Below are 20036 nucleotides of genomic sequence, written 5' to 3'. Positions count from 1 at the left end.
CTTCCAGTCAGTACGGCATCACTCGGCCGAGTCGTCCGACGGCGTATCGGCGGCCGGAGCCTCCGGTTCGCCGCCGACCGTAACCGGCGCATCCTCGAACGGGTTGGCCAGCTGCCGGGCGGCTTCGCGCTCGGCAGCTTCCAGCGCTTCCTTGTCCTTGCGGGCAATGTGATACGCCAGGCCAGTACCAGCCGGGATGAGACGGCCGACGATCACGTTTTCCTTCAGCCCGCGCAGGTCGTCGCGCTTGCCCATGATCGCCGCTTCGGTCAGCACGCGGGTCGTTTCCTGGAACGACGCCGCCGAGATGAACGAATCGGTCGACAGCGAGGCCTTGGTAATACCCAGCAGCACGTTGTCGTACGAAGCCGGACGCTTGTCCTCGGCGACCACGCGATCGTTCTCGTTGAGCAGTTCCGAACGCTCGACCTGCTCGCCCGGGATGAACTCGGTGTCACCCGGATCGACGATGTTCACGCGGCGCAGCATCTGGCGGACGATCACTTCAATGTGCTTGTCGTTGATCTTCACGCCCTGCAGACGGTAGACGTCCTGCACTTCGTCGACGATGTAGGTCGCCAGCTTCTCGATGCCCTGCAGGCGCAGGATGTCGTGCGGATCGGCCGGGCCGTCGACGATCATTTCGCCCTTGTTCACCACCTGGCCGTCGTGCACCAGAACCTGCTTTTCCTTCAGGATCAGGAACTCGTGGCTGACGCCTTCCAGGTCGGTGATGACCAGGCGCTGCTTGCCCTTGGTGTCCTTGCCGAACGATACCGTACCCGTGACTTCGGCCAGCATGCCGGCATCCTTGGGCGAACGGGCTTCGAACAGCTCGGCCACGCGCGGCAGACCGCCGGTGATGTCGCGGGTCTTCTGCGATTCCTGCGGAATACGCGCCAGGACCTCGCCCACGGCAACCTGCTGGCCGTCGCGCACGGTGATCAGCGCACCCACCGGGAACGAGATGTTCACCGAGTGATCGGTGCCGGCGATCTTGACGTCTTCGCCGTTCTCGTTGACCAGCTTGATCTGCGGACGCATGACGATCTTGCCGCCGCGCGTCTTGGGCGTGATCACGACCAGCGTCGACAGGCCGGTGACTTCGTCGACCTGCTTGGCAACGGTAACGCCTTCTTCGATGTTCTCGAAGCGCACCGCGCCGCTGTACTCGGACACGATCGGACGGGTCAGCGGATCCCAGCTGGCCAGACGGGTGCCGGCCTTGACCGCTTCGCCGTCGCCAAGCAGGACGGTGGCGCCATAAGGGATCTTGTGGCGCTCGCGCTCGCGGCCGTTGTCGTCGAAGATGGCCAGTTCGCCGGAACGCGAAATCGCCACACGCTCGCCCTTGGCGTTGGTGACATAGCGCATCGTGCTGGCGAAGCCGACCGTGCCGTTGGACTTGGTTTCCACGGCGCTGGCCAGGGCCGAACGCGAAGCGGCGCCACCGATGTGGAACGTCCGCATGGTGAGCTGCGTGCCCGGTTCGCCGATCGATTGCGCGGCGATGACGCCGACGGCCTCGCCCACGTTGACGTGCGAACCGCGGCCCAGATCGCGGCCATAGCAATGCGCGCACAGGCCGTGACGCGTTTCGCACGTCAGCGGCGTGCGGACCTTGACTTCGTCCACGCCCAGGCGGTCGATCAGGTCGACCAGGTCTTCGTCGAGCAGGGTGCCAGCCGCGATGGCCGTTTCCTGCGTGTCGGGGTTGACGACGTCGATCGCGGCCACGCGGCCGAGGATACGGTCGCGCAGCGGTTCGATGACTTCACCGCCCTCGACCAGGGCCTTCATCGCGTAGCCATGGCTGGTGCCGCAATCGTCTTCGGTGATCACCAGATCCTGGGTCACGTCGACCAGGCGGCGCGTCAGGTAGCCCGAGTTCGCCGTCTTCAGCGCGGTATCGGCCAAGCCCTTGCGCGCGCCGTGCGTCGAGATGAAGTACTGCAGTACGTTCAGGCCTTCGCGGAAGTTGGCGGTAATCGGGGTCTCGATGATCGAGCCGTCCGGCTTGGCCATCAGGCCGCGCATGCCGGCCAGCTGGCGAATCTGGGCGGCCGAACCACGGGCGCCCGAGTCGGCCATCATGTAGATCGAGTTGAACGATTCCTGGCGCACTTCCTCGCCATGACGGTTGACGACCGGCTCGGTGGCCAGTTGCTCCATCATCGCCTTGCCGACCTTGTCGCCGGCCTTGCCCCAGATATCGACCACGTTGTTGTAGCGCTCTTGCGAGGTCACCAGACCCGACGAGTACTGCTTGTCGATTTCCTTGACCTCGCGGCTGGCCTCGGCCAGGATGCCTTCCTTGGCCTTCGGGATCAGCATGTCTTCCATGGCGATCGAGATGCCGCCGCGCGTGGCCAGGCGGAAGCCCGACTGCATCAGCTTGTCGGCAAAGATCACCGTGTCGCGCAGGCCGCAACGGCGGAACGACTGGTTGATCAGGCGCGAGATCTCTTTCTTCTTCAGGGCCTTGTTCAGCACCGTGAAGGGCAGGCCCTTGGGCAGGATCTCGGACAGCAGCGCACGGCCGACCGTCGTTTCATGGCGGTGCTTGACCGGCTGCCACTCGCCCTGCTCGTCGCGCTCGTACTCGGTCAGGCGTACGGTGATGCGGGTCTGCAGTTCGACTTCGCCGTTGTCATAGGCGCGCTGCACTTCCGACACGTCGGCAAAGAAAATGCCTTCGCCCTTGCCGTTGATGCGTTCGCGGGTCGTGTAGTACAGGCCCAGCACGATATCCTGCGACGGCACGATGGACGGCTCGCCGTTGGCCGGGAACAATACGTTGTTCGAGGCCAGCATCAGCGTACGCGCTTCGAGCTGCGCTTCGAGCGACAGCGGCACGTGCACGGCCATCTGGTCGCCGTCGAAGTCGGCGTTGAAGGCGGCGCAGACCAGCGGGTGCAGCTGGATGGCCTTGCCTTCGATCAGCACCGGCTCGAACGCCTGGATGCCCAGGCGGTGCAGCGTCGGCGCACGGTTGAGCATGACCGGGTGCTCGCGGATCACCTCTTCGAGGATGTCCCACACCACCGGCTCCTGGCTCTCGACCAGCTTCTTGGCAGCCTTGATGGTCGTGGCCAGGCCCATCATCTCCAGGCGATTGAAGATGAACGGCTTGAACAGCTCGAGCGCCATCAGCTTGGGCAGGCCGCACTGGTGCAGCTTGAGCTGCGGGCCCACCACGATGACCGAACGGCCCGAGTAGTCGACGCGCTTGCCCAGCAGGTTCTGGCGGAAACGACCGCTCTTGCCCTTGATCATGTCGGCCAGCGACTTGAGCTGGCGCTTGTTGGCGCCGGTCATGGCCTTGCCGCGGCGGCCGTTGTCGAGCAGCGAGTCGACGGCTTCCTGCAGCATGCGCTTTTCGTTGCGCAGAATGATCTCGGGCGCCTTCAGTTCGAGCAGGCGCTTGAGGCGGTTGTTGCGGTTGATGACGCGGCGGTACAGGTCGTTCAGGTCGGAGGTCGCGAAGCGGCCGCCGTCCAGCGGCACCAGCGGACGCAGGTCCGGCGGCAACACGGGCAGCACTTCCATGACCATCCATTCGGCCTTGATGCCGGACTTCTGGAAGCCTTCCAGCACCTTCAGACGCTTGGAGATCTTCTTGATCTTGGCTTCCGAGCTGGTGGCCTTGAGCTCGCCGCGCAGCGTCTCGACTTCGCGATCGATGTCGATGGTGCGCAGCAGTTCGCGCACGGCCTCGGCGCCCATCAGGGCACGGAAGTCGTCGCCGTACTCTTCGGTCTTGGCCAGGAAGTCGTCATCGGACATGATCTGGCCGCGCTTGAGCGGCGTCATGCCGGGCTCGATCACGCACCAGGCTTCGAAGTACAGCACGCGCTCGATGTCGCGCAGCGTCATGTCGAGCACCATGCCCAGGCGCGACGGCAGGCTCTTGAGGAACCAGATGTGCGCAACCGGGCTGGCCAGTTCGATATGGCCCATGCGCTCGCGGCGCACCTTGGCGACGGTGACTTCCACGCCGCACTTTTCGCAGATCACGCCACGATGCTTCAGGCGCTTGTACTTGCCGCACAAGCATTCGTAGTCCTTGATGGGACCGAAGATCTTGGCGCAGAACAGGCCGTCACGCTCGGGCTTGAACGTACGGTAGTTGATCGTCTCGGGCTTGCGAACTTCGCCGAAAGACCACGAACGGATCTTCTCGGGCGAGGCGATGCCGATCTTGATGGCATCGAACTGCTCGTCTTGCGAGACTTGCTTGAAGAGGTCGAGTAGCGCTTTCATCAGTTACGCTCCAAATCCATGTCCAGGGCCAGCGAGCGAATTTCCTTGACCAGCACGTTGAACGATTCCGGCATGCCGGCATCGATGACGTGGTCGCCCTTGACGATGTTTTCGTAAACCTTCGTGCGGCCGGTGATGTCGTCGGACTTCACCGTCAGCATTTCCTGCAGGGTGTAGGAGGCGCCGTAGGCTTCCAGCGCCCACACTTCCATTTCCCCGAAACGCTGACCGCCGAACTGCGCCTTGCCGCCCAACGGCTGCTGGGTAACCAGCGAGTACGGGCCGGTGGAACGCGCGTGCATCTTGTCGTCCACCAAGTGGTGCAGTTTCAGGTAGTGCATGTAGCCGATCGTGACCGGACGCTCGAACTGCTCGCCGGTACGGCCGTCATACAGCCATGCCTGCGAACGCGACGCCGTCAGGCGCATGCGCGCGGCGACGTCGTCGGGATAGGCCAGTTCCAGCATCTTGCCGATTTCTTCTTCGGTCGCACCGTCGAACACCGGCGTGGCAAACGGCACACCCTTCTTCAGGTTGTTGGCCAGTTCCAGCACTTCCTCGTCGGTCAGGCTGTCGATATGCGCGCTGCTGCCCGTGGTGTTGTACACCTTCTCCAGGTAGCCGCGGACGCTCTTGGCCTGCGCCGTGCGCTCGTCGCGCAGCATGTCGGCGATGCGGTAGCCCACGCCCTTGGCGGCCCAGCCCAGATGGACTTCCAGCACCTGGCCGACGTTCATCCGCGAGGGCACGCCCAGCGGGTTCAGAACGATGTCGGCGGGAGTGCCGTCGGCCATGTGGGGCATGTCCTCGACCGGCGTAATGCGCGAAACCACGCCCTTGTTGCCGTGGCGGCCGGCCATCTTGTCGCCCGGCTGCAGGCGGCGCTTGACGGCCAGGTAGACCTTGATCATCTTCAGCACGCCCGGCGGCAGTTCGTCGCCCTGCGTCAGCTTCTTGCGCTTCTCTTCGAAGGCCAGGTCGAACTGGTGGCGCTTCTGCTCGAGCGATTCCTTGGCCTGCTCCAGCACGACAGCGTGCTGTTCGTCGGCCAGGCGGATGTCGAACCACTGCCAGCGATCCAGGTCGGCCAGGTAGGCCTTGGTCAAGGTGGCGCCCTTGGCCAGCTTGCGCGGGCCGCCATTGACGGTCTTGCCGACCAGCATCTTCTCGATACGGTCGAACTGGTCGTTCTCGACGATGCGCAGCTGGTCGTTGAGGTCCTGGCGATAACGGCGCAGTTCATCGTCGATGATGGACTGGGCGCGCTTGTCGCGCACGATGCCTTCGCGCGTGAACACCTGCACGTCGATCACCGTGCCGGTCATGCCCGAGGGCACGCGCAGCGAGGTGTCCTTAACGTCGGAAGCCTTTTCGCCGAAGATGGCGCGCAGCAGCTTTTCTTCCGGCGTGAGCTGGGTTTCGCCCTTCGGCGTGACCTTGCCCACCAGCACGTCGTCGGCGCTGACTTCCGCGCCAATGTAGACGATGCCGGAGTCATCCAGGCGGTTGAGCTGCGTTTCAGCCAGGTTGCTGATGTCGCGCGTGATTTCCTCGGGTCCCAGCTTCGTATCGCGAGCGACCACGGTCAGCTCTTCGATGTGGATCGAGGTGTAGCGATCGTCGGCCACGACGCGTTCGGAGATCAGGATCGAGTCTTCGAAGTTGTAGCCGTTCCAGGGCATGAACGCGATCAGCATGTTCTGGCCCAGCGCGAGTTCACCGAGGTCGGTGGACGCGCCGTCGGCCAGCACGTCACCCTTGGCGACCTTGTCGCCGCGGGCCACGATGGGACGCTGGTTGATGTTCGTGTTCTGGTTGGAACGCGTGTACTTGATCAGGTTGTAGATGTCCACGCCCACTTCGCCAGCGACGTTCTCTTCGTCGTTGACGCGGATCACGACGCGGTCGGCGTCGACGTGGTCAACCACGCCGCCACGCAGCGCCTGCACGGTCGTGCCCGAGTCGACCGCAACGGTGCGCTCGACGCCGGTGCCGACCAGCGGCTTTTCCGGACGCAGGCAAGGCACGGCCTGGCGCTGCATGTTGGCGCCCATCAGTGCACGGTTGGCGTCGTCGTGCTCGAGGAACGGGATCAGCGACGCCGCGACCGACACGATCTGCGACGGCGCCACGTCCATGTAGTGCACGTTGCCCGGCGCGGTCAGCATGGTTTCGCCCGCTTCGCGGCAAGCCACCAGGTCGTCGACGAAACGGCCTTCGTCATCGAGCGCGGCGTTGGCCTGCGCGATCACGTAGTGGCTTTCCTCGATGGCCGACAGGTAGTCGATCTGGTCGCTGACCTTGCCGTCGATGATCTTGCGATACGGGGTTTCCAGGAAGCCGTACTCGTTCAGGCGCGCGTAAAGCGCCATCGAGTTGATCAGGCCGATGTTCGGGCCTTCCGGCGTTTCGATCGGGCAGACGCGGCCGTAGTGGGTCGGGTGCACGTCGCGCACTTCAAAGCCGGCGCGTTCGCGCGTCAGGCCGCCCGGGCCCAGTGCGGAAACGCGACGCTTGTGCGTGATTTCCGACAGTGGGTTGGTCTGGTCCATGAACTGCGACAGCTGGCTCGAACCGAAGAACTCCTTGATGGCGGCCGAGATCGGCTTGGAGTTGATCAGGTCGTGCGGCATCAGGTTTTCGGTCTCGGCCTGGCCCAGACGCTCCTTGACGGCGCGCTCGACACGCACCAGGCCAGCGCGGAACTGGTTCTCGGCCAGTTCGCCGACACAACGCACGCGGCGGTTGCCCAGGTGATCGATGTCATCGATCTGGCCACGGCCGTTGCGCAGCTCGACCAGCACCTTGATGGTTTCGAGGATGTCCTCGTTGGTCAGCGTCATCGGACCGGTGCTGTCGTCGCCGCGACCCAGGCGGCTGTTGACCTTCATGCGGCCCACGCGCGACAGGTCGTACGTCTCTTCGCTGTAGAACAGACGCTGGAACAGCGCTTCCACCGCTTCTTCGGTGGGCGGTTCGCCAGGACGCATCATGCGGTAGATCGCCACGCGCGCGGCCATCTGGTCGGCGGTTTCGTCGGCGCGCAGCGTCTGCGAAATGTAGGGACCGCGATCCAGGTCGTTGGTGTACAGCGTCTGGATGTCGCGCACGTTGGCGGCGCGCATCGCGTTGAGCACGCTTTCGGTGATCTCGTCGTTGGCATGCGCCACGACTTCGCCGGTGTCGGGATCGACGATGTTCTTGGCCAGCACGCGGCCGTACAGGAAATCCTCGGGCACCGACACGCGCTGGATGCCGCCGGCAGCCAGGTCGCGCAGGTGCTTGGCGTTGATACGCTTGTCCTTCTCGACGATCACCTTGCCGTCGCGGTCGGCGATGTCAAAGCGCGCCATCTCGCCCTTCCAGCGTTCGGCGACGAATTCCATCATGCCGCCTTCGCTCTTGAGTTCGAAGTTGTCGAAATCGAAGAAGTGCGCGAGGATCGATTCGGGCGTCATGCCGATGGCCTTCAGCAGGATCGTCACCGGCATCTTGCGGCGACGGTCCACGCGGAAGAACAGCACGTCCTTGGGATCGAATTCGAAGTCCAGCCACGAGCCGCGGTAGGGAATCACGCGGGCCGAGAACAGCAGCTTGCCCGAGCTGTGCGTCTTGCCGCGGTCGTGCTCGAAGAACACGCCCGGCGAACGATGCAGCTGCGAGACGATGACGCGCTCGGTGCCGTTGATGACGAACGAGCCGGTGCCGGTCATGAGCGGAATTTCGCCCATGTAGACTTCCTGCTCCTTGACTTCCTTGATGGTCGGCTTGCTGACTTCGCGGTCCAGCAGCACCAGGCGCACCTTGGCGCGCAGCGGCGACGCATAGGTCAGGCCGCGCTGCTGACATTCCTTGACATCAAACACCGGCTCGCCCAGCGCATAGCTGACGAACTCCAAGCGCGCCATTCCGTTATGGCTGACAATCGGAAAAATCGACGAGAACGCCGCCTGCAGACCTTCATTGACGCGATCCGAGGTCGCGGTGTCGGCTTGCAGGAAAGTTAGGTAGGATTGAAGCTGTGTCGCCAACAGGAAGGGAACGTTTTGAACGTCCTCACGTTTGGCAAAGCTTTTGCGGATGCGCTTTTTTTCGGTGTACGAGTAAGGCATGAGCACTCCGACTCGAGGTTGCATGGACCGTAAACCACGGCCCCAGGTGATACGACTCCAGGAAACCCTGCTGAACTCGACCCATCAGTAGGGGTTTCCTGGAAACGCAAAAGCCCGGGGACGGCTAAGAGCGCTGTCCCCGGGCGTCGACGCGAGGTCTTACTTGACTTCGACCTTGGCGCCAGCTTCTTCCAGCTTCTTCTTGGCGGCTTCGGCGTCAGCCTTGGGCAGCGCTTCCTTGACGGGCTTCGGAGCGCCGTCAACCAGGTCCTTGGCTTCCTTCAGACCCAGACCGGTCAGCTCGCGCACGGCCTTGATGACGCTGACCTTGTTCGCGCCGGCTTCCAGCAGCACAACGGTGAACTCGGTCTGCTCTTCAGCAGCAGCGGCGCCAGCGCCACCAGCGGCCGGGGCGGCCACGGCCACGGCGGCGGCAGCAGCCGACACGCCAAACTTTTCTTCCATTTCCTTGATCAGCTCGGACAGCTCGAGCACGGACATGCCAGCGATGGCGTCAAGGATTTCAGCTTTGCTAAGTGCCATTTTGTTTAGAACTCCAAAATTGGGTAATGCCAGGGTTGGGTGTCGCTTTGTCGTTCAGCGAATTCCGGACGCGGAGCCTGATCAGGCCGCCGCTTTCTGATCGCGCACGGCAGCGAGGCCGCGGGCGAACTTGGTCGGAACTTCGTTGAGCGTACGCACGAATTGCGCGATCGGGGCTTGCATGGTGCCCAGCAGTTTCGAGAGCAACTCCTCGCGGGAGGGCATCGTGGCCAGGGCCTTGACGCCATCCTGGGTCAGCAGGCTGTTGGGCAGCGAGCCCGCCTTGATGACCAGCTTGTCGTTGCTTTTTGCGAAACCAGCGAGAACCTTGGCCGCGGCGACCGGATCAGCGCTGATACCATAGATCAGCGGACCGGTGAGTTGCTCGGACAGCGGCTCGAAAGCCGTGCCAGCAACCGCACGACGGACCAGCGTGTTCTTCAGAACACGCAGGTAAACGCCCGATTCACGCGCAGTTTTGCGCAGTACGGTGACAGAGGCGACGTCCAGACCACGGTACTCGGCGATAACAATCGATTGCGCCTTGGCCACTTGTGCCGAGACTTCCTCGATTACCACCGCTTTCTCTTGGCGATTGAGACTCACGGTTTGAACACTCCATCAAAAGACGCTTGGGGCGCTAGCCTTGCGCGTCAACCGAATGCGGCGCCTGGTTGAGTTCTTCGGGTAAAGAAATCTTCCTGGGGACGCCGTCTACGCTGGATCCGAACTGAACCAGCTTCGGGATTAAGCATTCGCCAAACAACCGGCTAGCGCTCCAGCGGTCTTTGACAGCAGCATCCGGACAAGTCCGGATGCGGCCCAAAGTTCTATGTGCCAGCGGCCTGTTAGTTGGCCGACAGCGAAGCAATTTCCACGCGAGCACCGCCGCCCATCGTGGACGAAACGGCCAGCTTGCGCAGGTAAATACCCTTGGCAGCGGCGGGACGAGCCTTTTGCAGGGCATCGACCAGGGCGGCCAGGTTGTTTTGCAGTTGTTCCACGCCGAACGAGGCGCGGCCGATGGTGGCGTGAATGATGCCAGCCTTGTCGGTACGGTATTGGATCTGACCGGCCTTGGCGTTCTTCACGGCGGTGGCCACGTCGGGCGTCACGGTACCGACCTTGGGGTTCGGCATCAGGCCACGGGGACCCAGCACCTGGCCCAGGGCACCCACGACACGCATCGTGTCGGGCGAGGCGATGACCACGTCGAAGTCCATCTGGCCAGCCTTGATCTGCTCGGCCAGGTCGTCCAGGCCGACGATGTCGGCGCCGGCGGCACGGGCGGCGTCAGCCTTTTCGCCTTGGGCGAACACGGCAACGCGAACCGTCTTGCCGGTACCGGCGGGCAGCACGACCGAACCACGGACCAGTTGGTCCGACTTCTTGGGGTCGATGCCCAGCTGGACGGCCACATCGATGGATTCATCGAACTTGGCGGTGGCGGTTTCCTTGACCAGATTCAGGGCTTCGCCGACCGGGTACAGCTTGGTACGGTCGATTTTCTGCGCAATGGCGGCGGCGCGCTTGGACAATTTAGCCATGATTAACCCCCCTCAACCGTGATGCCCATGCTGCGGGCGCTGCCAGCGATCGTACGGACGGCGGCGTCCAGATCGGCCGCGGTCAGGTCGGGCTGCTTGGTCTTGGCGATTTCTTCAGCCTGGGCGCGCGTCAGCGTGCCGACCTTGTCGGTATGCGGCTTGGCCGAACCCTTTTGCACGCCGGACGCCTTCTTGATGAGGACCGTCGCGGGCGGGGTCTTCATGATGAAGGTGAAGCTCTTGTCCGCGAAGGCGGTGATCACCACCGGAATCGGCAGACCGAGCTCCATGCCTTGGGTCTTGGCGTTGAACGCCTTGCAGAATTCCATGATGTTCAGGCCGCGCTGACCCAGCGCCGGGCCAATCGGGGGGGAGGGGTTTGCCTTACCAGCCGGCACTTGCAGCTTGATAAAGCCGACGATCTTCTTCGCCATGCTTTGCTCCTTGCGGGTTATAGCGCCCTGCGGCTATGCGCAGAGCTCCCCGGGGTTTGAAAATCAGGTCTTTTCGACCTGGCTGAAATCGAGTTCGACGGGCGTCGCGCGACCAAAAATGGTGACCGACACACGCACCTTGCTCTTTTCGTAGTTGACTTCTTCGACGTTGCCGTTGAAGTCAGCAAACGGACCTTCCTTGACGCGCACCATCTCGCCCACTTCGAACAGAATCTTGGGCCGGGGCTTTTCGACACCCTCTTCCATCTGGTTGAGGATTTTCTCGACTTCCCGTTCGGAAATCGGCGTCGGACGGTTGCCCGAACCACCCAGGAAACCAGTGACACGATTGGTGTTCTTGACCAAATGCCACGTTTCGTCGGTCAGATCCATTTCGACCAGGACATAACCGGGGAAAATGCGGCGTTCGGTGATCGACTTCTGTCCGCCCTTGACCTCGACGACTTCTTCGGAGGGAACAAGAATGCGGCCAAAAGACGTCTGCAGCTCCGCGCGCTCGATGCGCTCGTTCAGAGCCTTTTGTACGCTTTTCTCCATGCCGGAATACACATGGACGACATACCAACGTTTACTCATGCGCCGTCCTTATTTCCAGCCCAGCAACAGGCCGTAGAGAACCCACTCGATGCCTTTATCGAGCACCCACATCAGAAGACCCATCACCGCGACGAAGGCGAAGACGATACCGGTCATCTGGATCGTCTCTTTGCGCGTGGGCCACGAGACTCGCTTGACTTCGTTGTACGACTCGCCGGCAAAGCTGAGGGTACGGCGGCCGGGTTCGCTGAACCACGCAAGCAACGCCGCGACGACCAGGCCGCCGACAAACACGCCGATACGCGCCACCATGGGCTGCGCGTCGAGCATGGAAAACCCAACGATGCCAGCAATAACGACGAGAACCGCCAACCCGAGCTTGATCCGGTCAGCGGTACTGGTAACGGTTTCTATGCTGGTATTAGACATTTTGCGACACGAGCCCGCCGTGAATGCGCAACTCGCGATACTCTCCGGCGGGTGGCAGGGGCAGTAGGAATCGAACCTACAACCTTCGGTTTTGGAGACCGACGCTCTGCCAATTGAGCTATACCCCTAAAACTTTCAAGCTACGCGTGGCACCTTGCGGAACCATACATAGTACTACTTTTCCAGCAAACATGGATAGAGGGCCATCCGGCCCCTCTATCCATGGGAAAACCGCGCCTTACTTGATGATCTTGGCGACGACGCCGGCGCCGACGGTACGACCGCCTTCACGGATGGCGAAACGCAGACCTTCTTCCATGGCGATCGGGGCCAGCAGCTTGACGGTCATCGACACGTTGTCGCCCGGCAGCACCATTTCCTTGTCCGCCGGCAGGTCGATCGTGCCGGTCACGTCCGTCGTGCGGAAGTAGAACTGCGGACGATAGCCGTTGAAGAACGGCGTGTGACGGCCACCCTCTTCCTTGGACAGAATGTACACCTCGGCCGTGAAGTCCGTGTGCGGGTTGATCGAACCCGGCTTGGCCAGCACCTGGCCACGCTCGACGTCTTCACGCTTGGTGCCGCGCAGCAAGATACCCACGTTGTCGCCCGCCTGGCCCTGGTCCAGCAGCTTGCGGAACATCTCCACGCCCGTGCAGGTCGTCTTCACCGTCGGCTTGATGCCCACGATTTCGATTTCCTCGCCAACCTTCACCACGCCGCGCTCGATACGGCCAGTCACCACCGTGCCACGGCCCGAGATCGAGAACACGTCTTCCACCGGCATCAGGAACGCACCGTCGACCGCGCGCTCCGGCGTCGGAATGTACGTGTCCAGCGCTTGCGCCAGCGACAGAATCGCCTGCTCGCCCAGTTCGCCCTTGTCGCCTTCCAGCGCCAGCTTGGCCGAACCCTTCACGATCGGCGTGTCATCGCCCGGGAAATCGTACTTGCTCAGCAGTTCGCGGACTTCCATCTCCACCAGCTCGAGCAGCTCCGCGTCATCAACCATGTCCGCCTTGTTCAGGAACACGATGATGTACGGCACGCCAACCTGGCGCGACAGCAAAATGTGCTCGCGCGTCTGCGGCATCGGGCCGTCTGCGGCCGACACCACCAGGATCGCGCCGTCCATCTGCGCAGCACCCGTGATCATGTTCTTCACGTAGTCAGCGTGACCCGGGCAATCAACGTGCGCGTAGTGACGCGTCTCCGTCTCGTACTCAACGTGCGAGGTGTTGATCGTGATCCCACGCGCCTTCTCTTCCGGCGCCGCGTCAATCTGGTCGTAGCCGCGAGCCTCGCCGCCGAACTTGTTCGACAGCACCGTCGTGATCGCCGCCGTCAACGTCGTTTTGCCGTGGTCAACGTGACCAATCGTACCCACGTTCACGTGCGGCTTGGTACGTTCAAACTTGCCTTTTGCCATGGCTGACTCCTGACCTGGATTGAAGCTTCTGACTTGAAGAAGAACTTAGAATTCGATGGTGCCCATGACGCGGATCGAACGCGTGACCTCTCCCTTACCAAGGGAGTGCTCTACCACTGAGCCACATGGGCAAATCTTGGAGCGGGTGAAGGGAATCGAACCCTCGTCGTAAGCTTGGAAGGCTTCTGCTCTACCATTGAGCTACACCCGCAGGCCACCCTTTCACCTTGCATCTCCTCCATATTCCCGCAGCGGCAAGCCAGGACACCTGGCCTTACGTTGCAAAATCCAGGCCGAACCGCACCTGGATTTCGTCTTGCTGAGCCTGGAACTGGTACGGGCGCGCTGCTCTCGCAAAGCGCCGATCCTGGCGTCATACTGGACCGGAACATGGGTCTCTGGTGGAGGAGGTTGGATTCGAACCAACGTAGGCGCAAGGCCAACAGATTTACAGTCTGCCCCCTTTAACCACTCGGGCACTCCTCCAGCGGAGAATTTGAGATTATGAACACATTCAAATTGAATGTCAAATTAAGGTGTTGAAACGGGATCGGCGGCCCAGCCGCCGACAGGGGCGCCAACGCGCCGCCCGGTTTCAGCGGCTGTCGAACAACGCCTGCAGGCGCGCGGTATCGCGGGTCTGGCACAGGCCGAGGGTAAGCAGCACGCGGGCCTTCTGGGGGCTGAGGTCGCCGGCGGCAATGAAGCCGCAGGCGTCGTCGTCGATCTCGATATTGCGCCCCACCTTGCCCGAGCCGGTGCGCGACGCCCGCACCACCGCAACGCCCCGCGCGCTGGCCCGCTGCAGGGCCTACAGGGCCGCGTCGGTGGCGTTGCCGTCGCCCACGCCGGCCAACACGATGCCCTGGGCTCGCCCGGCCATGAAATCGATGAGCTCGCCGTCGAGATCGACACAGGCATGCACGATGTCGACCCGCGGCCAGGCCTGCTGCGGCAATTCGTCCGGCCTGAGCAGCGCGTCGGCGGCCTGGCGCTCGGCGCGGGCGTGAAACACCGGCCGGCCGCCCTGCATGACGCCGGCCCGGCCTGCATTGGGCGAAGCGAACGCGGCGATGCCAGAGGCGGCCGTTTTCTGCACATGACGGGCCAGATGGATATCCTCGTTCATCACGACCAGCGGCCCGCGGCCGCGTGCGGCCGGATGGCAGGCCAACGCCACCGCGTTGTATAGATTGACCGGCCCGTCGGCGCTCAACGCGGTGGCCGGGCGCATGGCGCCCAGCAGCACCACCGGTTTATCCACAGGCAATACCAGGCTGAGGAAATAAGCGGTCTCTTCCAGCGTATCGGTGCCATGGGTAATGACGATGCCGTCGGTCGCCGGATCGTCGCACAGCGCGGCGGCGCGCAGCGCGAGCTGCCGCCAGACGGCATGGCTCATGTTCTGGCTGCCGACGTTGGCGATCTGCTCGGCGCCGATGCGCGCCAGGCCGGCCAGTTGAGGCACGGCCGCCAGCAACTGCCCGACGCCGTACGAGCCGGCGCGGTAAGCGCCGCTGGCCGCGTCGGTTTGCGCGCCGGCAATGGTGCCGCCGGTCGCCAGGACGGCAATCCGCGGCAGCCGGGCCTCAGGCATCCACTACCCCGGACAGGCCCTGGCGCTCCAGCAGCGAGTTCAGATGTTCCCAGCCATGGAAATCGATCACGATCTGGCCTTTTTCACGCGCCCCGACCTTCAGCGCAACGCGCGTGCCGAGATGATCCGACAGCGCTTCCTCGAGCCGCGTGACATCGCGCGAAGCGCCATTGCCCTTCTTGCGCGGCGCGGCGTCGACATCCTTTTGCGCCCGCGCGACCAGCTTCTCGGCCTCGCGTACCGACAGGCGCTTGGCGATGACCTGGTTGGCCAACTGGATCTGCGTGGCGGCATCGACCGCCAGCAAGGCGCGGGCATGGCCCATGTCGACATCGCCCGCCAGCAGCATGGTCTGCACCGGCGCGGCCAGGTTGAGCAGGCGCAGCAGGTTGCTGGTGGCCGAACGCGAGCGGCCGATGGCCTGGGCGGCCTGTTCGTGCGTCAGGCCGAACTCGTCGAGCAGGCGGCGAACACCGTGCGCCTCTTCGAGCGGATTGAGGTCTTCGCGCTGGATGTTCTCGATCAGCGCCATGACCGCGGCGTTCTCGTCGGCGACTTCGCGCACCAGCACCGGCACTTCTTTCAGGCCGGCCAGTTGCGCCGCGCGAAAGCGCCGTTCGCCGACGATGATTTCGTACTGGCCGGGCGCGTCGGCGCCCAGCGCACGCACCAGGATGGGCTGCATGATGCCCTGGGTGCGGATGGACTCGGCCAGTTCGTTGAGCGCGCCTTCGTCCATGCGCGTGCGCGGCTGATATTTGCCGGCGCGCATCTTGGACACAGGCAGGGTCGCCGGCGGTCCCTCCGGCGCGGCCGCGGGGGCCTTGCCGATGTTGTCGATGGCGGGCACGTCCGCGCCCAGCAAGGCATCCAGTCCTCGACCCAAGCCCTTGGGCTTCTTGGTAACCATAGCGAATAAATCCTCTTCCCTTCAGCAGTTGACCGTTGACCGCTCAAACGGGCGTTGCTTCGGACATTGAACGATACCAATACGTGTAGCGATCCACGAAGCCGAAACGCGCATACAAGGCACGGGCGGCCGTGTTCTGCGGCTCGACCTGCAGGTACGCCTGGCGCGCGCCGGCGTGGCTGGCCTGCTCCAGCAAATACTTCAGCACCGCCGCGCCGCAACCCTGGCGGCGCCGCTGCGGCGCGGTAACGATATCGAACAGCCCGACCAGCTCGGCATCGAATGCCGCCAGCCCTGCCGCGATACATTCGCCGCTGGCGTCGCGCACCAGCAGCGGCAAGTTTTCCAGCGGCGCCGCCTGCAGGCGCCCTGCTTCCTGTGCGAACCGCCCGGGGGTTGTCCGTTCGAACACCAGCCCGGACGGCGCTTGCGCCGTGAACGGCACGACGGACGCCGCCATGACGCAGGTACGGTCGAACGCGACGAACCCGCGCTCATGCAGCTGTGCATCCAGGGAAAAATCGGGGCCGATGGAGGTCAACCGCACGATCAGCGGCACCCCGTGGCCCGCATACCATCGGGTACAGTACGCCAGCCGCTCATCGAGCGGACGTGTGGATAACCCGAGTACATTGACGCAGCGCGCACGCTTGGCCCGCGAAGGCGCCCAACGCACCAGCCATCCTTCGTAGAGCATCTGCTCGCGAACCGTGGTGGCATTGAGCGCCGCCTCTTCCAGGCGCGCCAGCTCCCCTCCCGCTGCGGGAGCGGGGTGGGCGGCCGGAACAGCAAGCACAGCTGGCATCGAGGTTCAATCCAGCTCTTTGACGCGTTCTATCATTTCCGCGCCAAATGCAATATAGGCCTGCGCGCCGCGCGACGCGCGGTCATACACCACGCCCGGCATGCCATAGCTGGGCGCCTCGGCCAACCGCACATTGCGTGGCACCACCGTGGTGAAGACCTTGTCGCCGAAGTGGGATTCGAGCTGGGCCGACACCTGCTGCTGCAAGGTCATGCGCGGGTCGAACATCACGCGCAACAAACCGATGACACGGAGTTCGTTGTTGATATTGCGATGCACGCGCTTGATAGTGTTTACCAGGTCGGACAGGCCTTCGAGCGCAAAGTACTCGCACTGCATCGGAATGATGACGCCGTGCGCGGCAGCCAGCCCGTTAAGGGTAAGCAGCGACAGCGTGGGCGGGCAATCGATCAGCACGAAATCGTATTCGCCGGCGATCTTGTCGATGGCGGCCTTGAGCTGGCGCTCGCGCTCGTCCATCTGCACCAGGTCGATCTCGGCGCCGGACAGTTCGCGGTTGGCCGGCAATACGTCGTAGCCGCCGGACTCCGAACGCACGCGCGTCTGTTCGATACCGGCCTCGCCGATGAGCACCTGGTACAGGTTGGATTCGAGCGTACTCTTGTCGATGCCGCTGCCCATGGTGGCGTTGCCCTGCGGATCGAGATCGACCAGCAGCACCCGCTGCTTGTGCGTAGCCAGGCCAGCCGCAAGGTTGATGGCGGTGGTGGTCTTGCCGACGCCGCCCTTCTGGTTGGCGATGCAGAACACGCGGGCGGACTTGCTGGGCGGTATGTTTTTCATATGTTTCCTTGACTGCGTCGCATCCATATCAGGCAGCGTTGCGCGTCGAGTGCCGGCACCACCAACGGTTCGATCCGTTCGACCGTCCAGTGGCCGTGTTGCTGTAACGCCTGGATTTCGTCATCGGGCACCTTGCCCTTCATGGCGACGAGGGTACCACCCTCGCGCACGTGGCGGCCGGCCAGCTTCGCGAAGTCCTGTAACGAAGCGAACGCACGCGATATCACCACGTCGCATTGCGCCGGTTCGAGCTGTTCGATACGGGTATGCGCGGCCTGCAGATTGGGCAGTCCGAGCGCGCCGGCCATCTGTCGCACGAATGCGGTTTTCTTCTCGACTGCGTCCACGCATGTGACGTCCCAATGGGCGCGCATGATGGCCAGCACCACGCCGGGCAGGCCGCCGCCGGAGCCGACGTCGAACAGCTTGACGCGCGCGCCGGACCCGGCGGCGGGCAGGCCACGCTCCAGCGGCGCCACGACCGACAGACTGTCGAACAGGTGCTGCACGAGCATCTGCCCCGGATCCCGGATGGCAGTCAGGTTGTACGTGCGGTTCCAGCGCTGCATTTGCTCGATATAGCGCAGCAGCTTCTGCTGCTGGCCGGCGTCGGCCGGCAATCGCAGCGCATCGCAGGCCTGGGCCAGCCGCTGCGCGGGGCCGCCGGGGATATCGGGAACGGCGCTCATGCCGCTTGCTTGCGCGAGCCGTAATGCAGGCGCTTGAGATGGATCAGCAACAGGGAAATGGCAGCCGGCGTCACCCCGGAGACGCGCGCGGCCTGCCCTATGGTCTCGGGCCGATGCGTCTTCAGCTTCTGGCGTACCTCGAACGACAGGCTGGTGACGGCGTCGTAATCGATATCCGCAGGGATGGGCTGCTGCTCGTGCGAGAGGTGTTTCTGCACTTCGTCTTGCTGGCGCGCGATATAGCCGGCGTACTTGACCTGGGTTTCGACCTGCTCGGCCAGCACTTGATCCTCGAGCACGCCAGGACCAGCCAGCAACTCGCCCTCGTCGGTACGGGCCTGCATCAACGCCTCGTAGGAAACATTGGGACGTTTCAACAGGTCTGATAGTGAGTACTCACGCTCAATTGCCTTGCCCAGCAGGGCTTCGGCGGCATGCGCCGGCAGGACGCGCGGGTTCACCCACGTGGATTTGAGCCGTTCGACTTCCTGGGCCACGGCATCGCGTTTGCGGCTGAAAGCATCCCAGCGCACGTCGTCCACCAGCCCGAGCCGGCGGCCGATTTCGGTCAGGCGCAGATCGGCGTTGTCTTCGCGCAGGCTGAGCCGATATTCGGCACGGGACGTGAACATCCGATAAGGCTCGGTCACGCCGCGCGTAACCAGGTCATCGACCAGGACGCCGAGATAGGCTTCATCGCGACGCGGCACCCAAGGTTCTTTCCCCTGGGCCTGCAAGGCGGCATTGGCGCCGGCCAGCAGGCCTTGGGCCGCCGCCTCTTCATAGCCGGTCGTGCCGTTGATCTGGCCGGCGAAGAACAGCCCGGAAATCGCCTTGGTCTCCAGCGTGGACTTCAGGGCACGCGGGTCGAAGTAATCGTACTCGATGGCATAGCCCGGGCGCAGGATGTGCGCGTTCTCCAGTCCGGGCAGGGAATGGATCAACTCGTACTGCACATCGAAAGGCAGGCTGGTGGAAACACCGTTCGGATAGATCTCATGGGTATTCAGGCCTTCCGGTTCCAGGAATACCTGGTGCGATGCCTTGTCCGCAAAACGATGGATCTTGTCCTCGATGGATGGGCAGTAACGAGGCCCCACTCCTTCGATGACCCCACTGTACATGGGCGAACGGTCCAGACCGCCACGGATGATTTCGTGCGTGCGGGCATTGGTATGCGTGATCCAGCAAGGCAGCTGGCGCGGGTGCATGGAGGCCTTGCCCAGGAACGAGAACACCGGCACGGGATCAAGATCGCCGGGCTGCTCTTCCAACACACTGTAGTTGATGCTGCGTCCGTCGATGCGCGGCGGCGTGCCAGTTTTCAGGCGGCCTTGCGGAAGTTGCAGCTCCTTGAGCCACTGGCCCAGGGAATTGGCGGGAGGATCCCCTGCCCGCCCTCCGGAATAGTTCTGCAGCCCCACGTGAATCAAACCGTTGAGGAAGGTCCCAGCCGTCAGCACCACGGTACGGGCACGAAAGCGCAACCCGATCTGCGTAACGGCGCCCACCACCTGGTCGCCCTGCACCATCAGATCGTCCACCGCCTGCTGGAACAGCCAGAGGTTGGGCTGGTTCTCGAGCTGTGCACGTATGGCGTTTCGGTACAGCACCCGGTCGGCTTGGGCACGCGTGGCACGTACCGCTGGCCCCTTGGAGCTGTTGAGAATACGGAATTGGATACCTGCCTCGTCGGTGGCGATAGCCATCGCGCCGCCCAACGCATCGACTTCCTTGACCAAATGACCCTTGCCTATCCCCCCGATGGAGGGATTGCAGGACATTTGGCCCAGGGTCTCGATATTGTGGGTAAGCAGCAATGTCTGTGCGCCGGCGCGGGCTGCAGCCAGGGCTGCCTCCGTACCGGCGTGACCGCCACCAACGACGATCACATCAAATTCGCGGGGAAAATCCAT

14 protein-coding genes, 4 tRNA genes and 1 pseudogene are annotated in these 20036 nt (G+C 63.4%); all 19 read right to left on the bottom strand.

The window, feature by feature from the left end; translation table 11 throughout:
• Positions 1-18 precede the first annotated feature (18 nt).
• The gene (rpoC, locus tag BN118_RS00100) at positions 19-4263 is read right to left on the bottom strand and encodes a DNA-directed RNA polymerase subunit beta' (protein ID WP_014905377.1); all 4245 of its coding nucleotides are present in this window, start codon (positions 4261-4263) and stop codon (positions 19-21) included.
• Positions 4263-8375, bottom strand: coding sequence for a DNA-directed RNA polymerase subunit beta (gene rpoB / locus BN118_RS00095; RefSeq protein ID WP_010929573.1), 4113 nt, complete (start codon positions 8373-8375; stop codon positions 4263-4265). The genes rpoC and rpoB overlap by 1 nt, the downstream gene beginning before the upstream one ends.
• Positions 8376-8534: 159 nt before the next feature.
• A complete protein-coding gene (rplL, locus tag BN118_RS00090) occupies positions 8535-8918 on the bottom strand; it encodes a 50S ribosomal protein L7/L12 (protein WP_003806889.1) in 384 nt (127 codons plus the stop codon).
• A gap of 81 nt (positions 8919-8999) precedes the next feature.
• Positions 9000-9524 carry a 50S ribosomal protein L10 gene (rplJ, locus tag BN118_RS00085; RefSeq protein WP_003806888.1) on the bottom strand — a complete coding sequence of 175 codons (525 nt, stop codon included), beginning with the start codon at positions 9522-9524 and terminating at the stop codon, positions 9000-9002.
• Positions 9525-9766: 242 nt separating this feature from the next.
• Positions 9767-10465, bottom strand: a complete 699-nt coding sequence (gene rplA, locus BN118_RS00080) for a 50S ribosomal protein L1 (protein ID WP_003806887.1) — start codon at positions 10463-10465, stop codon at positions 9767-9769.
• A 2-nt stretch (positions 10466-10467) separates the two neighbouring features.
• On the bottom strand, positions 10468-10899 hold the full coding sequence (gene rplK, locus BN118_RS00075; protein WP_010929572.1) for a 50S ribosomal protein L11: 432 nt from the start codon (positions 10897-10899) through the stop codon (positions 10468-10470).
• Between the two features lie 63 nt (positions 10900-10962).
• Entirely contained in the window at positions 10963-11496 is a 534-nt protein-coding gene (nusG, locus tag BN118_RS00070; protein ID WP_003806885.1) for a transcription termination/antitermination protein NusG, read from the bottom strand.
• A 9-nt stretch (positions 11497-11505) separates the two neighbouring features.
• The gene (secE, locus tag BN118_RS00065) at positions 11506-11886 is read right to left on the bottom strand and encodes a preprotein translocase subunit SecE (RefSeq protein WP_003806884.1); all 381 of its coding nucleotides are present in this window, start codon (positions 11884-11886) and stop codon (positions 11506-11508) included.
• Between the two features lie 52 nt (positions 11887-11938).
• Positions 11939-12014, bottom strand: a tRNA-Trp gene (locus BN118_RS00060).
• 110 nt (positions 12015-12124) lie between these two features.
• Positions 12125-13315: an elongation factor Tu gene (gene tuf / locus BN118_RS00055; RefSeq protein ID WP_003806883.1), complete on the bottom strand. Its 1191-nt coding sequence runs from the start codon at positions 13313-13315 to the stop codon at positions 12125-12127.
• 56 nt (positions 13316-13371) lie between these two features.
• A tRNA-Thr gene (locus BN118_RS00050) sits at positions 13372-13446 on the bottom strand.
• A 6-nt stretch (positions 13447-13452) separates the two neighbouring features.
• Positions 13453-13526 (bottom strand) — tRNA-Gly (locus tag BN118_RS00045).
• A 188-nt stretch (positions 13527-13714) separates the two neighbouring features.
• Positions 13715-13801, bottom strand: a tRNA-Tyr gene (locus BN118_RS00040).
• 109 nt (positions 13802-13910) lie between these two features.
• Positions 13911-14912, bottom strand: a pseudogene (locus BN118_RS00030) (asparaginase).
• Positions 14905-15822 carry a ParB/RepB/Spo0J family partition protein gene (locus tag BN118_RS00025; RefSeq protein ID WP_010929571.1) on the bottom strand — a complete coding sequence of 306 codons (918 nt, stop codon included), beginning with the start codon at positions 15820-15822 and terminating at the stop codon, positions 14905-14907. The pseudogene BN118_RS00030 and the gene BN118_RS00025 overlap by 8 nt, the downstream one beginning before the upstream one ends.
• A 43-nt stretch (positions 15823-15865) precedes the next feature.
• Complete coding sequence (locus BN118_RS00020) at positions 15866-16627, bottom strand: GNAT family N-acetyltransferase (protein WP_010929570.1); 762 nt, start codon at positions 16625-16627, stop codon at positions 15866-15868.
• Between the two features lie 6 nt (positions 16628-16633).
• Positions 16634-17431, bottom strand: a complete 798-nt coding sequence (locus tag BN118_RS00015) for a ParA family protein (protein ID WP_003806879.1) — start codon at positions 17429-17431, stop codon at positions 16634-16636.
• Positions 17428-18120, bottom strand: a complete 693-nt coding sequence (gene rsmG / locus BN118_RS00010; RefSeq protein WP_003806878.1) for a 16S rRNA (guanine(527)-N(7))-methyltransferase RsmG — start codon at positions 18118-18120, stop codon at positions 17428-17430. The genes BN118_RS00015 and rsmG overlap by 4 nt, the downstream gene beginning before the upstream one ends.
• Positions 18117-20036, bottom strand: coding sequence for a tRNA uridine-5-carboxymethylaminomethyl(34) synthesis enzyme MnmG (gene mnmG / locus BN118_RS00005; protein WP_014905376.1), 1920 nt, complete (start codon positions 20034-20036; stop codon positions 18117-18119). The genes rsmG and mnmG overlap by 4 nt, the downstream gene beginning before the upstream one ends.

The sequence above is a fragment of the Bordetella pertussis 18323 genome, from assembly GCF_000306945.1.
Classification (GTDB): domain Bacteria; phylum Pseudomonadota; class Gammaproteobacteria; order Burkholderiales; family Burkholderiaceae_B; genus Bordetella; species Bordetella pertussis.
The sequence above is the reverse complement of the archived record's forward strand: the minus strand, read 5'-3'. Positions and strand labels throughout refer to the sequence as shown.

What these genes read in the sequence shown, in the direction of transcription:
- rpoC (WP_014905377.1), bottom strand. Translation starts at nt 4,263, where the DNA reads ATGAAAGCGCTACTCGACCTCTTCAAGCAAGTCTCGCAAGACGAGCAG.
- rpoB (WP_010929573.1), bottom strand. Translation starts at nt 8,375, where the DNA reads ATGCCTTACTCGTACACCGAAAAAAAGCGCATCCGCAAAAGCTTTGCC.
- rplL (WP_003806889.1), bottom strand. Translation starts at nt 8,918, where the DNA reads ATGGCACTTAGCAAAGCTGAAATCCTTGACGCCATCGCTGGCATGTCC.
- rplA (WP_003806887.1), bottom strand. Translation starts at nt 10,465, where the DNA reads ATGGCTAAATTGTCCAAGCGCGCCGCCGCCATTGCGCAGAAAATCGAC.
- rplK (WP_010929572.1), bottom strand. Translation starts at nt 10,899, where the DNA reads ATGGCGAAGAAGATCGTCGGCTTTATCAAGCTGCAAGTGCCGGCTGGT.
- nusG (WP_003806885.1), bottom strand. Translation starts at nt 11,496, where the DNA reads ATGAGTAAACGTTGGTATGTCGTCCATGTGTATTCCGGCATGGAGAAA.
- secE (WP_003806884.1), bottom strand. Translation starts at nt 11,886, where the DNA reads ATGTCTAATACCAGCATAGAAACCGTTACCAGTACCGCTGACCGGATC.
- tuf (WP_003806883.1), bottom strand. Translation starts at nt 13,315, where the DNA reads ATGGCAAAAGGCAAGTTTGAACGTACCAAGCCGCACGTGAACGTGGGT.
- BN118_RS00025 (WP_010929571.1), bottom strand. Translation starts at nt 15,822, where the DNA reads ATGGTTACCAAGAAGCCCAAGGGCTTGGGTCGAGGACTGGATGCCTTG.
- BN118_RS00020 (WP_010929570.1), bottom strand. Translation starts at nt 16,627, where the DNA reads ATGCCAGCTGTGCTTGCTGTTCCGGCCGCCCACCCCGCTCCCGCAGCG.
- BN118_RS00015 (WP_003806879.1), bottom strand. Translation starts at nt 17,431, where the DNA reads ATGAAAAACATACCGCCCAGCAAGTCCGCCCGCGTGTTCTGCATCGCC.
- rsmG (WP_003806878.1), bottom strand. Translation starts at nt 18,120, where the DNA reads ATGAGCGCCGTTCCCGATATCCCCGGCGGCCCCGCGCAGCGGCTGGCC.
- mnmG (WP_014905376.1), bottom strand. Translation starts at nt 20,036, where the DNA reads ATGGATTTTCCCCGCGAATTTGATGTGATCGTCGTTGGTGGCGGTCAC.